This is a genomic window from Pseudomonas iridis, from assembly GCF_017980685.1.
Classification (GTDB): Bacteria; Pseudomonadota; Gammaproteobacteria; order Pseudomonadales; family Pseudomonadaceae; genus Aquipseudomonas; species Aquipseudomonas iridis.
In genome coordinates this window covers 148,008-161,400 of the sequence record NZ_JACXXO010000010.1, presented here as the reverse complement: position 1 = coordinate 161,400, position 13,393 = coordinate 148,008, and the positions used below count along the sequence as shown (strand labels likewise).

Annotated in this window: 12 protein-coding genes and 4 tRNA genes; 6 read left to right on the top strand and 10 right to left on the bottom strand. The window is 57.8% G+C overall.

The annotated features are described in order from the left end of the window. Positions 1 to 41 precede the first annotated feature (41 nt). The 4 genes from IEQ42_RS17785 to IEQ42_RS17770 form a co-directional block, all read right to left on the bottom strand. The gene (locus IEQ42_RS17785) at positions 42 to 821 is read right to left on the bottom strand and encodes an ABC transporter permease (protein WP_042560454.1); all 780 of its coding nucleotides are present in this window, start codon (positions 819 to 821) and stop codon (positions 42 to 44) included. Continuing rightward, entirely contained in the window at positions 818 to 1,750 is a 933-nt protein-coding gene (locus tag IEQ42_RS17780; protein WP_200616882.1) for an ABC transporter ATP-binding protein, read from the bottom strand. Before IEQ42_RS17780 ends, IEQ42_RS17785 begins: the two co-directional genes overlap by 4 nt. A gap of 136 nt (positions 1,751 to 1,886) precedes the next feature. Further along, positions 1,887 to 2,510 (bottom strand): glutathione S-transferase family protein, encoded by a 624-nt coding sequence (locus IEQ42_RS17775; RefSeq protein ID WP_210704374.1) that lies wholly within the window; start codon positions 2,508 to 2,510, stop codon positions 1,887 to 1,889. A gap of 43 nt (positions 2,511 to 2,553) precedes the next feature. After that, the gene (locus IEQ42_RS17770; protein WP_210704373.1) at positions 2,554 to 3,213 is read right to left on the bottom strand and encodes a transglutaminase-like domain-containing protein; all 660 of its coding nucleotides are present in this window, start codon (positions 3,211 to 3,213) and stop codon (positions 2,554 to 2,556) included. Between the two features lie 249 nt (positions 3,214 to 3,462). On the opposite strand from IEQ42_RS17770, the gene IEQ42_RS17765 reads away from it, so the two are divergent. Both IEQ42_RS17765 and IEQ42_RS17760 read left to right on the top strand, forming a co-directional pair. Continuing rightward, positions 3,463 to 5,910: an acyl-CoA dehydrogenase gene (locus tag IEQ42_RS17765; protein WP_210704371.1), complete on the top strand. Its 2,448-nt coding sequence runs from the start codon at positions 3,463 to 3,465 to the stop codon at positions 5,908 to 5,910. An 88-nt stretch (positions 5,911 to 5,998) separates the two neighbouring features. Beyond that, positions 5,999 to 6,406, top strand: a complete 408-nt coding sequence (locus IEQ42_RS17760; RefSeq protein ID WP_150605208.1) for a PA2817 family protein — start codon at positions 5,999 to 6,001, stop codon at positions 6,404 to 6,406. Between the two features lie 104 nt (positions 6,407 to 6,510). Here IEQ42_RS17760 and IEQ42_RS17755 read toward each other — a convergent pair whose 3' ends face one another. After that, the gene (locus IEQ42_RS17755; RefSeq protein WP_042560460.1) at positions 6,511 to 7,509 is read right to left on the bottom strand and encodes a LysR family transcriptional regulator; all 999 of its coding nucleotides are present in this window, start codon (positions 7,507 to 7,509) and stop codon (positions 6,511 to 6,513) included. Positions 7,510 to 7,599: 90 nt separating this feature from the next. On the opposite strand from IEQ42_RS17755, the gene IEQ42_RS17750 reads away from it, so the two are divergent. The 3 genes from IEQ42_RS17750 to IEQ42_RS17740 all read left to right on the top strand — a co-directional run bounded on the left by IEQ42_RS17750 (position 7,600) and on the right by IEQ42_RS17740 (position 9,728). After that, positions 7,600 to 8,226, top strand: coding sequence for an alanyl-tRNA editing protein (locus tag IEQ42_RS17750; protein ID WP_210704369.1), 627 nt, complete (start codon positions 7,600 to 7,602; stop codon positions 8,224 to 8,226). A 91-nt stretch (positions 8,227 to 8,317) separates the two neighbouring features. Further along, the gene (locus tag IEQ42_RS17745) at positions 8,318 to 9,088 is read left to right on the top strand and encodes a 2OG-Fe(II) oxygenase (protein ID WP_210704367.1); all 771 of its coding nucleotides are present in this window, start codon (positions 8,318 to 8,320) and stop codon (positions 9,086 to 9,088) included. A gap of 1 nt (position 9,089) precedes the next feature. After that, a complete protein-coding gene (locus IEQ42_RS17740) occupies positions 9,090 to 9,728 on the top strand; it encodes a LysE family translocator (RefSeq protein WP_210704365.1) in 639 nt (212 codons plus the stop codon). Positions 9,729 to 9,780: 52 nt separating this feature from the next. Here the strand turns inward: IEQ42_RS17740 and IEQ42_RS17735 are convergent, their stop codons facing one another. The 5 genes from IEQ42_RS17735 to IEQ42_RS17715 form a co-directional block, all read right to left on the bottom strand. Continuing rightward, complete coding sequence (locus tag IEQ42_RS17735) at positions 9,781 to 11,193, bottom strand: saccharopine dehydrogenase NADP-binding domain-containing protein (protein ID WP_210704362.1); 1,413 nt, start codon at positions 11,191 to 11,193, stop codon at positions 9,781 to 9,783. A gap of 348 nt (positions 11,194 to 11,541) precedes the next feature. Beyond that, positions 11,542 to 11,617, bottom strand: a tRNA-Gly gene (locus IEQ42_RS17730). A 3-nt stretch (positions 11,618 to 11,620) separates the two neighbouring features. Beyond that, positions 11,621 to 11,696: transfer RNA gene (locus IEQ42_RS17725), tRNA-Glu, on the bottom strand. Positions 11,697 to 11,800: 104 nt separating this feature from the next. Beyond that, positions 11,801 to 11,876 (bottom strand) — tRNA-Gly (locus tag IEQ42_RS17720). A gap of 2 nt (positions 11,877 to 11,878) precedes the next feature. After that, positions 11,879 to 11,954, bottom strand: a tRNA-Glu gene (locus IEQ42_RS17715). Between the two features lie 384 nt (positions 11,955 to 12,338). Between IEQ42_RS17715 and IEQ42_RS17710 the strand changes: the two genes are divergently transcribed. Beyond that, positions 12,339 to 13,097, top strand: a complete 759-nt coding sequence (locus IEQ42_RS17710; RefSeq protein ID WP_210704360.1) for a hypothetical protein — start codon at positions 12,339 to 12,341, stop codon at positions 13,095 to 13,097. Positions 13,098 to 13,393 lie beyond the last annotated feature (296 nt).

Sequence of the window (13,393 nt, the reverse complement as noted above, 5' to 3'; positions counted from 1 at the left end):
AGATCAAAAGATCGCAGCCTTCGGCAGCTCCTACACGGGCATTACGTACGCATCCCGCGCCCACTCACCAGCAACCGCGCACAGCCGATATACAACACCACCGTCGCCACCAGCATGAACGTGATCGCGATGCCGATGCGGATATCCGACACCCCGAGAATGCCGTAACGGAACGCATTGACCATGTGCAACACCGGGTTAGCCATCGACACGGTCTGCCAGAACGGCGGCAGCAGAGTGATCGAGTAGAACACGCCGCCCAGATACGTCAGGGGTGTCAGCACGAAGGTCGGGATAATCGAAATATCATCGAAGTTGCGCGCGAACACAGCGTTGATGAAGCCCAGCAGCGAGAAAATCGTCGCCGTCAGCACCACCACCAGAATGGTCACGCCCAGGTGATGCACCTGCAAATCAGTAAAGAACAGCGACAGGATGGTCACGATCACCCCGACCATCAACCCGCGCAGCACGCCACCGCAGGTGTAGCCGATCAGAATCGTGTGCGGTGATACCGGCGATACCATCAGTTCTTCAATCGAGCGCTGGAATTTGCTGCCAAAGAAGCTCGAGACCACGTTGCCATAGGAGTTGGTGATCACCGACATCATGATCAGCCCCGGCACGATGTACTCCATGTAAGTGAAGCCGCCCATCTCGCCGATCTGCCGACCGATCAGATTGCCGAAGATCACGAAGTACAAAACCATGGTGATCGCCGGCGGCAGCAGCGTCTGCGGCCAGATCCGCGTGAAGCGTTTGACCTCGCGGTAAACGATGGTCTGGAGGGCGACGAGGTTGGGACGGAACTCGGAACTCATACCGCCACCTTCGACAGATTTTTCTCCACCAGGGACACGAACAGCTCCTCAAGGCGATTGGTTTTGTTACGCAGGCTCAGGACTTCGATGTTCTGCAACGCCAATTGGCCGAACAGCGCGGTAATGCCCATCGATTTGTCGACCTGGACTTCCAGCGTGTGCGCATCCACCAGACGCGCCGGATAGCCGACCAGTTGCGGTGCGGCAGCCAGATCACCTTTCAGGTCGAGCAGGAAGGTTTCCACATGCAACTGACCGAGCAGCTGACGCATGCTGGTGTTCTCGACAATGGTGCCGTGATCGATGATGCCGATGTTGCGGCACAGTTGCTCAGCCTCTTCCAGATAGTGGGTGGTGAGGATGATGGTGATGCCTTTCTGATTAAGCTCGGTGAGGAACGTCCACATCGAACGGCGCAGCTCGATGTCGACGCCGGCAGTCGGTTCGTCGAGGATCAGCAGACGTGGCTCATGCACCAGCGCGCGGGCAATCATCAGCCGCCGCTTCATGCCGCCGGACAGCGAACGCGACGGCACATCGCGTTTGTCCCACAGACCGAGCTGGGTCAGGTACTGCTCGGCGCGTTCCTTGGCGATCTTCGCCGGAATGCCGTAGTAACCGGCCTGGGTCACGACGATGTCGAAAGTCTTTTCGAACTGGTTGAAGTTGAATTCCTGGGGCACCACGCCAATCGAACGCTTGAGCTGCGCAGGGTTCTTGTCCAGGTCATGACCGAAGATATTCACCGTGCCGCTGGTCTTGTTCACCAGGGTCGAGAGAATGCCGATGGTCGTGGATTTGCCGGCACCGTTGGGGCCGAGCAAGGCGAAAAAGTCACCTTCGGCGACGTCCAGATCGATACCACTCAAGGCCTGGAACCCGTTGCCGTAGGTTTTGGTTAGCTGCCGGATGGACAGAGCGGAACTCATATCTGATTTACGCACCATGATGAAGGGAAGAAAGAACTGAATAAGGGCGCGCGACGGCGAATTCAACCGCGGCGCAAGAGCGCAATGGTGCGTGCCGCCGCCGCACAAGTACAGTCAAGCGTGTCGATAGTAGGTATTAAGTCAACGCGGTCATGACTGCTTTGCGGTACGCCGGACGCTGCTTCAGGCGCTCGTACCAGGCTTGCAGATGCGGTTGCGGCGCGCGCTCGATGGGCATCTCGAACCAGGCATAAATGAAACTGCCGAGCGGGATATCGCCCATGCCGATTTCGTCTCCAGACAAATAGGGTTTGTCGGCGAGCGCCTGATCGGCCATGGCCAGCAACTCGGTGCATTCCTTGATCGCGGCCTCAATCGCAGGCCAGTCCTGCTGGTCCGCCGGAGTACGCACCACGCCCCAGAACACGGTGCGGAAAGGGCCGGCAAAACTCGCGGTAGCCCAGTCCATCCACTTGTCGGCAATCGCGCGCGCTTGCGGATCTGCCGGATACCAGTTGCTGGCCGGCGCATGCTTGGCCAACAGATAGCGGACGATGGCATTGGATTCCCACAGCACGAAACCGTCATCTTCGATCACCGGCACCCGACCGTTCGGGTTCATCGCCCGGTACTCAGGCGTGTCGACCACGCCGAATGCGCCACCGGCATCAAGCGCCTCGTAATCCAGGCCCAATTCCTCGGCGGCCCACAGCGGCTTTCTGACATTCGATGAGTTTTTCCGTCCCCAGATCTTCAGCATGACCGCCTCTTTGCACATGAGTGGGCAGGCAGCATACGCCGGATCAGAGTCTCCTGACATCACTCTGCATGTCGCCCAACAGTGGCGGCAAGTGATCACCGAACAGGTGCGGATAGCATTTTTCCAGGTGTTCGAAGAAGAAGGTTTCCGGTACATCGGTGAACTGGCCGTGATCGACCAGATACTCCATCAACTGCGCGCCGTCACGGTTGAACGGGTGAAAAACACTGTCATTGATGCCATCGAATTCCAGCGGTGCGACGTTGAACATCTCGCAGAGCTGCTGGTTGAACGCCGGGGTCGCCTTGACCCAGCGACCATCGAGTAATAGCTCCGTGTAGCCGTGCATGGCGAACACATCGCTTTTCAGCAGTTCAAGCAATCGCGGGGTCGACAGGTGATTTCTGACATCCGCCAGGCCGATGCGCGCAGGAATACCGCAATGGCGCGCGCAGGCGGCAAGCAGCGTCGCTTTGGGCACGCAGTAACTCTCCCCCGTCGCCAGCGCATAGCTGCCGCACAACGTTTGCGGATCACGGCTGAAGGTGTAGGGGTTGTAACGCACTGCCTCGCGCACGGCGTAATAAAGGCTGATCGCCTGCGCCAGCGGATCGCGGCTGGCACCACGATGCAATTCGGCGAACTCCATCACCGCCGGGTGGTCACTATCGATGAAGCGGCCGGGACTCAGATACTCGCGCATGACGACAGATCTCCTGGGTGAGAGCCGAGTCTAGCGATAGCCAAAGCGCAGAGATAACGACGTTTCGGCCAAACTTGGACGCAAAGGCGCGGGATAAGCGAACGATTTCCCACACGTGTTGCCCACCGAACCTACGAAAACCATCCGGGGTTTCCCACGATTTCAATCACCTTGCTCTGACCACCCGGTTTCGCAGATGCCGTCTAAGCTGTGGAGGGTCGATTTGCCTTGGTTCACGGAGGACTGAATATGCTGTTGTTGTGGATACTGGTTTTGATCATTGGTGTGGCGTATCTCGCCCACCGGCGCATCGCCCCGCTGCCCGCGCTGGGCATCGTCGCTGTTTATCTGGTGGCCATGGGGATTTTCAGCCACGCACCAGGCTTGCTGCTGCTGGTGCTCTGGGTCGTCCTGGCAGTAGTCGCGGCCCCCTTGCTGCTGCCCGACCTGCGCCGTAAACATTTCAGTGCGCCGCTGTTCAACTGGTTCCAGAAAACCCTGCCGCCGATGTCCCAGACCGAACGCGACGCGATCGATGCCGGCACCGTGTGGTGGGATGGCGAGCTGTTCAGTGGTCGTCCGGACTGGGACAAACTGCTGGCTTATCCCAAGGTTCAATTGAGCGAAGAAGAACAGGCGTTCATTGATGGCCCGACCGAAGAACTCTGCGCAATGGTCACGGACTGGCAGATCGGTCAGTCGATGGACCTGCCGCCAGAAGCCTGGACGCACATCAAGGAGCACGGATTCTTCGCCCTGATCATTCCCAAGGAATTCGGCGGCAAAGGCTTCTCGGCCTATGCCCACTCGCAAGTGGCCATGAAGCTCGCCACGCGCAGCGGCGACCTCGCTTCCACCGTGATGGTGCCCAACTCTCTCGGCCCGGCCGAATTGCTGCTGCATTACGGCACCGACGAACAACGTAATCACTACTTGCCACGGTTGGCCCGTGGCGACGACATTCCGTGCTTCGCCCTCACCGGACCACTGGCCGGTTCCGACGCTGGCGCGATGCCCGATACCGGGATCATCTGCAAAGGCCAATGGGAAGGCGAGGAAGTTCTCGGCCTGCGCCTGAACTGGGAGAAGCGCTACATCACCCTCGGCCCGGTGGCCACCCTGCTCGGCCTCGCGTTCAAGGCCTATGACCCGGATCACCTGCTGGGCGACAAGACCGACCTCGGTATCAGCCTGGCGCTGATTCCGACCGATACAGCCGGCGTGGAAATCGGCCGTCGCCACTTGCCACTGGGGGCCGCATTCATGAACGGGCCGAACTCGGGCAAAGACGTGTTCATCCCGCTGGACTTCCTGATCGGCGGTCAGGAAATGCTCGGCAAAGGCTGGATGATGCTGATGAACTGCCTATCGGTCGGGCGCTCGATTTCGTTGCCTGCCGTCGGCACCGGCGCGGCCAAGTTCACCAGCCTGGTGACCGGTCAGTACGCGCAGATTCGCGAGCAATTCAACGTGCCGCTGTCGGCATTCGAAGGTATTCAGGAAGCGCTGGCGCGCATCGGCGGTAACGCGTGGATGATGGACGCCGCGCGGATGCTCACCGCCAACGCTGTGGATCTGGGCGAAAAACCTTCGGTGCTGTCAGCGATCCTCAAGTATCACCTCACCGAACGCGGTCGCGAATGCATCAGCCACGCCATGGATGTACACGGCGGCAAGGCAATCATCATGGGCCCGAACAATTACCTGGGACGCAGCTGGAACGGTGCACCGATCTTCATCACCGTGGAAGGCGCGAACATTCTCTCGCGCAACCTGATGATCTTCGGCCAGGGTGCGATTCGCTGCCATCCATTCGTGCTCAAGGAAATGGCCCTGGCCGGTCGCGAGGACAAGGATCAGGCACTGAAAGAGTTCGATGGCCTGCTGCTCAAACACATCGGCTTCGCCGTGGGCAATGCCGCCAGTACGCTGGTGCTGAACCTCGGCTTCGGTCATTTCGAAAAAGCACCGGGCGACAAGATCAGTCAGGGTTACTTCCGCGCACTCAATCGTCAGGCGGCGGCGTTCGCCATGCTCGCCGACTTCAGCATGATGCTGCTGGGCGGCGAACTGAAACGTCGCGAACGCCTGTCGGCACGCCTGGGTGATGTATTGAGCAATCTGTATCTGGCATCGGCCTCGCTCAAGCGTTATCACGACCTGGATTCGCCGGCCTACATGGAGCCGTTGTTCAGGTGGGCCATGGAAGAAAGCCTTGGTCAGTCGGAACGGGCGCTGGATGAACTGCTCAGCAACTTCCCCAACAAGGTCTTCGGATGCCTGTTGCGCGTGATCGTGTTCCCGTTCGGTCGTCGTCACAAAGGCCCGTCGGACAAACTCGGTGCCGAAGTGGCAGGCGTAATCGGTCGAGCCAAAGGTGACCCGGCGCTGGAAGAACTGCTTGCCGGCTGCTATCGCCCGCAATCGGCGGACGATGCTGTGGGTGCGCTGCAACATGCCAGCGATCTGCTGAATGCCGCGCAGCCGTTGCACAAAAAACTGCACACTTCGTTGAAAAGCGGCCAGGTCAAACCGGTGGCGGGCGAACACGCCATTGATGCGGCGCTGGAAGCAGGTGTATTGCAACCGATTGAAGCGCAGAGCCTGCGCGATGCCGAAGCAGCACGGCGCAAGGTGATCGATGTCGATGACTTCGACAAAGGAGAACTGCTGCTGGCTGAGGGCAAAGTGCGCTGATCGGCGCTACCGCCTAACCGTTAGCCGTGAAAAAAGGGCGCAGGAGCTTTATACTCCTGCGCCCGTTTTGCTCTTGAGGACTTATCTCGTGTCCAACGTCGTTGCCGATCATCTTGTGTTACTCGACCATCTGCGCAGTATTCTGGTCGCCGTAGGTGAGGCCGAACAGGTTCCCGAAGAAAGCCATGCCTTGTTCCTGGAGCGCTTCGACGAATTGCTCGCTTCACTGCCAATCGAACCGATCGAAAGCCAATACCTGGGCCAGGACATCCTGACTCAAGTGATCAGCCGCTATCCGCAGATTGCCCACCTGATTCCTCGGGATCTGCTGTGGTTCTTTGCCGGCGATTGCCTGCACTACCTGTCTGATGAAGAGATCGACATGTATCAGGCTCTGGAAGAGCGTCGCTTCGAGGCTGAACAGAACGATGAGCCGTTCGACTGGAATCAGGAAAAACAGCTGATGGCGATGTCCGCTCAGGACAGCAAGCACTGATTTTTATCTGCTGAAGATCAAAAGATCGCAGCCTTCGGCAGTCCCTACAGGAGAGTACGTTCCCATGTAGGAGCTGCCGAAGGCTGCGATCTTTTGCTTTTGCGCTACAACAACCCCTCGCTTTCCGGTAACTCATACGCCATCGCTGCGTTGATAACGCCACCCGATTTCCCCGGCTTACTCAACGTCGGCTCTTTCTCCAGACACGCCACCAGATAGTCGATAAACACCCGCAACTTTGGCGGCAGGTAGCGCGTTGGCGAATGCAGTAACCACAGCCCCCCGTGGTACGAAGCCAGGAACGTCCAGTCTGGCAGCACCTGCACCACTAACTTCTGCTCCAGTGCATAGCGCGCGGTGAAATACGGCAGGCTGCCAATACCTATGTGCTGCAACACCGCGCCCAGGCGTACACCGGTGTGATTGGCAGCATAGCGACCGCGCACCCCCACCGTTACTGCTTTGGTGCCCTTCTTGAATTTCCAGCGCGCATCGCTTGGGGTTTCGCCCAGATAAATGCAGCTGTGATTGAGCAAATCGTGGGGATGCGTCGGCGTACCGTGCTCGGCCAGATATTGCGGGGAAGCGCACAGCAAATGATCGATGGTCAGCAGTTGCCGCCCAACCAGCCCGGCCGGTGGCCGATCCGTGATGCGGATCGCCAGATCGACATGATCGTCAATCAGGTCGACCTGCCGGTCTTCCAGCAACAACTCGACATCGACCTTGGGGTAACGGCGCAGAAACTCGGGCATGTGCGGATGAATCACGAAACGCCCCACCGCCTTCGGCACACTGACGCGTATCAGGCCCTCGGCCTCATGGGTGAACTGGCCGCTGATCTCCATCACCGACTTGGCGGCGCTGACCATCTCCTGACAACGCTTGAACACCTCTTCCCCGCCGTCACTCAGCCGCAGCTTGCGCGTCGTGCGCTGTAACAGCCGCGTAGCCAAAGCCTTTTCCAGCCGAGAAATGCTGCGACTGACCGCCGACGGAGAAGAACCGAGCTGGCGCGCCGCCTCAGAAAAGCTGCCGGTCTCCACGACCTTGACGAAAATCGCCATTTCGCCAAGCAGTGGTAGCGGTAGATTGATGCTCACAGCGCACAAGTCCTTTGATGTTTGAACGGATTATCACGTTATTGCACGATTCATATAATAAAAATAGAAACTTTAATCAGGGCATGGAATATGACGCTTCGCCTCTTTTTCCATAGTGATGACCTCAAGGCCAATGTGGAAGTCCTCGACTGCACGCCCCAAGAGAACGAATTCGCAGTAGTGCTGCGCGCCACTTTGTTTCATCCGCAAGGTGGCGGCCAGCCGTGTGATACCGGCTGGATTGGCGAGAGTCTAGTGCTGCGCGTGGTGCAGGAACCGGATCGAATCATCCACTTCGTTGACCGACCGGTACCGCTCGGTATGACCTGCATCCGCATCGACGAACAGCGCCGTTGTTTTAATACCCGCATGCACTCGGCGGGGCATTTGATCGGCCATTTCATTCAGGCGCTAGGCTGGACGCCGATCAAGGCGCACCACTGGCCAGACGAAGGACGCGTGCAATTCAAGCCGGGGGATGACGCGCAAGAGATCGACGCGCAATCCGTTCAACTCGGTATCGATCAATGGGTCGAACACGACCTGCCACGCCTCACGTCACTGCGCGAAGGCGCGCGGGAAATCGGTTTTGGTGAGCTGCCAGCCTATGGCTGCGGCGGCACCCACGTACGTAGCCTGAAGGATTTGGGCACAGTCACGATCGCGTCCCTTTCGCAGAAGAAAGGCACGCTGTCCGTCCACTACAGCGTGGATTGAGCATTTCGGCCACTGCCCCCGCGCAGAGGCCGGCGCGGGGGAACCGCACGCGCGGATTCCGTTGACTATCGATAGATGGACCTAAAAGAAAATGATGCTAGACGTCGAGCGTCTCGATGAGACGTGCATAAAAAAACTCGCCAACGAAGAAGTCCTCGCCATCCGCGTCAAAGGCTTTTTGCCCGAGCCGCTGGCGATCCAGATTGGCGACAAGATTCTTGCTCCAGGCTTTGAGGGCTACATCAACGCACCGAGTATCGGCCGCATCGGCATGGCGTTTTATGAAGCGGAAAACCAGCCGCTACTGATCGAGGATTATTTCGAGCGAGCCACCAGCAACATCGCCGAACTTCGTCAGCGCTGTGCACCCTACTCTTCGCCTGTCGACACGCTGCGCTGCATGCTCGACGAATCCTGGCCAGCCGGCGCACATCTGGAAAACCTCTACGGACGCAAAATGTATGTCGGTCTTTCGCGCGTGGTGAAACCCGGCGTGTGCTTCCTGGCCCACCACGACATTTTCGCCAAGGACGCGCCGGAGAGTTTTCAGGCCCGCAGCCTCGAGGCGCAATTTGCCTGCAACGTCTACCTGAACATGCCGACCGAAGGCGGCGCGTTGCAAATGTGGGATGACGACATTACGCCGGATCAATTCGACGAAATGCGCGGCGACAGCTACGGCATCGATCCGGCACTGCTCGGCCCGCCGACCCTGGAAGTGCGGCCCGAGCCCGGCGATTTCATCATGTTCAATTCGCGCTGCATGCACTCGGTGACGCCGGGCGTGGCCGATCCGCGCTTGAGCCTTTCCTTCTTTGTCGGCTACCGCGGCAATGCTTCACCCCTGACCTTCTGGAGCTGAAATGTTATCGAACTACCTGGGCGAGTTTCTGGCGCTGGCCACCATCCATTTTCTGGCTGTGGTCGCTCCCGGACCGGATTTCGCTGTCACCATTCGCCAGAGTGTGCGTTTTGGCCGACTGGTCGGAATTTGCACGGCGCTGGGTATCGGCGCCGGCATTTCCGTACATGTGCTGTACACCTTGCTGGGCGTCGGCGCATTGATGCACACCACCCCGTGGCTGTTGACGGTCGCCAAGGTGATTGGCGGTGCCTACATTTTGTATCTGGGGATCAGCCTGCTGCGCAGCAAGCCGAAATCGACACTCGAAGGTGACAAAACTGCCGATGAACCCGTCGCCGGACAAACGTTGTTCAAAGCCTTCAGTACCGGTTTTCTGACTAATGCCACCAACCCCAAAGCCACGCTGTTCTTCCTCGCGATATTCACCACCATCATCAGCGCCAGCACACCGCTGAAGATTCAAGCGCTTTACGGTGTGTGGATGTGTTTTGTGAATGCGCTGTGGTTTGTGGTGGTCGCGCTGTTTTTTTCGAGCAGCAAGGTACGGTTGTTGTTCATGCGCATGGGGCACTGGTTCGAACGCACCATGGGCGTTGTGCTGATTCTGTTTGCCGGACGCTTGATGCTGTCGATGTAATCCCTCGCAAACGCGGCCCGACAGTCGGTGTGGCGGGCGCTGTTTCCAGGCATCACGCGATGCGAAATTGCTCGAACTGCCACTGATCGACCGCCTCGGGCTCGCAGCGCAACAAATGTGTCGGACAGTCCGTTGGACGCCAGTCAGTCTGAACTCCTGTCAGCGTGCCCAGATACGGTCTGGCCAGTTGCAAAACTTCTTCGTGATCCATTTGCTCTGCCTCGACGATGCCTCTGTCGGGATTTCGTACTGCCCAGATGATCCCGGCCAGCACGCCGGCAACCACCTGCAGGCTGGTTGCCGTGTTGAAAGGCGCCACCGCTCTTGCTTCATCCACGGTCAGCAGCGATCCGTACCAATAGGCATTTTTTGCGTGCCCCATCAACAACACACCTAGCGCATCAACTCCTCCACGGGCGATCTCTGCGCACATGATCCGGCGCTTGGTCTGCGGGCGCCAACCTTGTCCGATCAGTTCATTGATCGAGAGCAAAGCATCATCGCAAGGGTGGTAGGCGTAGTGCACAGTAGGGCGATAGATGACTTTCCCCGCCTTTTTTACCGTGAGGAAATCCGCCGTCGAAACGGTTTCGTGATGGGTGATCAGCAATCCCAGACACGCTCCGCCTTCAGGTGTCCAGGTTTTTACCTGCACGCTCGCGCCCGGACGATCCAGGTATATGGCATTGCCGGACCCAAACTGATGTCGCTTGGCGTCGACCGGCCAGGTTTTCTCATGAGTGCCAAGCGACAGTTCAGCGGGTTGGCGTCCCTCACTCAAAAAACCTTCGACCGACCAAGTGTTGACGAACTCATCCGGCACCTTGATGCGTCGGGAGCATTGAGTATCTCGTTCGGCGACATGGATGACTTTCACGTCCATTTCCATTGCCAGCCCGGCCCAGTCCACGCCTGCTCGCGTCTTCGGCACTGGTGTTTTCAACTCCTGCGCCAAACAGGTCAATGCCTCTTTCAGAAAATGAGAAATCAACCCCGGATTGGCGCCGTGAGCGATAAACGCCGTGGGGCCCTTGTCCAGCAATTCACGCAAGCGCAGCATTTGATGACGCATTGCGTAGTTGGTGCGCTCGGAGAGTGACAATGAGGGAGCTTCATATCCGCCTTCCCAAGGCTCGATACAGGTATCCAGATACAACACTCCGGCGCCGGCGCAGTAGCTCACCAGATCAATCGAACTGACATTCACGGACAAATTGACCAGAAAGTCGCCGGCACCCAGCAAACTTTCTAGAATCGGCGCGTAGTTTTCCGGGTTCAGGGCGCTCCTGATGAAGGTGATCCCGTGAGCTTCGAACCACTCTGTGCCCTCCAGGACGGGGGCTACTACAACAATTTTTTTGACGTTGATTTCGGACTGCTTAAGCAGTAGCGGCAACACTGCCTTGGCGATAGAGCCAAATCCGACGAACACGAAGTTTCCTGTAAAGTGAAATTGACCGTCCATTGCCTTTCTCCCCGTGCATGCTTGCACTCAGTGACGCACCGACTCCCGTTCCCGGGTTCAACATCTATATGCGCCCCTTGAAAACAGCTGTCTACTGTCAACATTGACAGGTAGTCATTGAGAACAATTCTCACGACTCCTGAGGCATCCGCTCGCCTTGTTTCATTTCTGCGCCTATTTTGCATCTCTGTGCGACAGATCAAGTTCCAAGACTCCCTCGGCACTCGAGGGTTGAGGCCGGGTTCAACTACACAACAAAAAAGGACCGCGAAGGTCCTTTCTTGTGGGCGCCACAAATCCCGCACAAAAAAAAACGCCGATCATCACTGATCGGCGTTTTTGTGAATTTGGAGCGGGAAACGAGACTCGAACTCGCGACCCCGACCTTGGCAAGGTCGTGCTCTACCAACTGAGCTATTCCCGCAAATGGCGTCCCCTAGGGGACTCGAACCCCTGTTACCGCCGTGAAAGGGCGGTGTCCTAGGCCACTAGACGAAGGGGACACGCTACCCGGAACACATGGTGTGTGTTTCGGTGTCCAGATCCGAGTCCGAAGACCTGGTTCTGGTTTCACTCAGCCCCGCCCGAAAGCAGTGCTGTTTAAAAATGGAGCGGGAAACGAGACTCGAACTCGCGACCCCGACCTTGGCAAGGTCGTGCTCTACCAACTGAGCTATTCCCGCATTGGCGTCCCCTAGGGGACTCGAACCCCTGTTACCGCCGTGAAAGGGCGGTGTCCTAGGCCACTAGACGAAGGGGACACACTACAACATTCACTTCCTACCGCGTTTCGCTGTGTGCTTTACGCTGTAAGTGGCGCGCATTCTATGGATGGATTGGGAGGTCGTCAACCCCCTGATATAAATTTATTTAAATCAATGACTTCGACCTGCTTTAAGGCACCGATCCGACTTTTCCGTCGCCCGACGATTGACGCCTATATTCCGGCAGTCGCCAAGACGTTATAGTCCACCGCACAGTGATGGCAATCTGCACATCATGCGCTAGCATTCATATAAGCGGTGTATGGCCGATACAGATAGAACCCGCCGCGCCAGCTCGTCGAACGGCGCTAGGCGCGTAAATGCCCAACCACTACACTCGCATGCGAACCCTATAAAGAGGCCTTACCGGTGACACCACTCATGATCACCCTGCTAGTAGTAGCCGGGATCGCAATTCTGATCGCCATTGGCTACATGAACCATGTGGTGGAAAACAACAAACTGGAAAAGGCCCGTGCCAAAGTCGAACTCAACGACCGCCTGCGCCGTTGCGGTGAACTGACCGAGACCTTCCCCGGCCAGTTCATGACACCGGCCCTCAAGCTGTTGCTGACTCGCCTGGAACTCAACGTCTGCCAGCGCCTGCTGAACCTTGAGAAAACCAGCGCAGCCACCAAAGCCCGCATCACCGAACTGAATGCACTGGTCGCCCAAGGCGAATCGATCCCGGTCAACAATCCACCGGCGCCGATCCTGACCGAAGCCAAAGCCAAAGACGTACGCTTCCTCCTCGAAGCCTTGCACGGCCAGATCACCCGCGCTGCCCATGACGGCTTCCTGCCACCGAACGAAGCCAAACAATGGATCCGCGAAGTCCGCCACATCCTGGTACTGCTGCACATCGAGTTCTTCAACAACCTCGGCCAACAGTCCCTGCAACAAAACCAACCCGGCCAGGCCCGCCTCGCCTTCGAACGCGGCGTGCAATACCTGCGCAAACAACAAGACCCGCAGATGTATGCCGAACAACTGGAGTACCTGGAGAAACTGCTGGCTCGTGCCAACGCCCAGGTCATGGACAAAATCGCTCCGGTGGAAGGTGAAGAGAACCAACTGACTGCAGGACTCAAGGATGCTGAAGCCGATGCGGACTGGAAGAAGAAAGTCATCTACGACTGATCGCAGATACTGAAAGAGAAGCCACCGATAGGTGGCTTTTTTGTGGGCTCATGTTGGTGTTTCATTTGCAGAAGCAAGGTGAATGACAGATCGCCATCGCGAGCAGACTCACTCCTACAGTTTGGAATGGATGCATTCAACCAGGGATTGGCCAGCTCACACAAAGAGCAACAGCAAAATCAAAAGATCGCAGCCTTCGGCAGCTCCTACAGGGAGTCCCCACTACAAGCAAAACAGCAAGCAGCACCACCGCGGCGCAGCCGTCCCACTCAACAGAATGAGCGTTAGCTCGACTG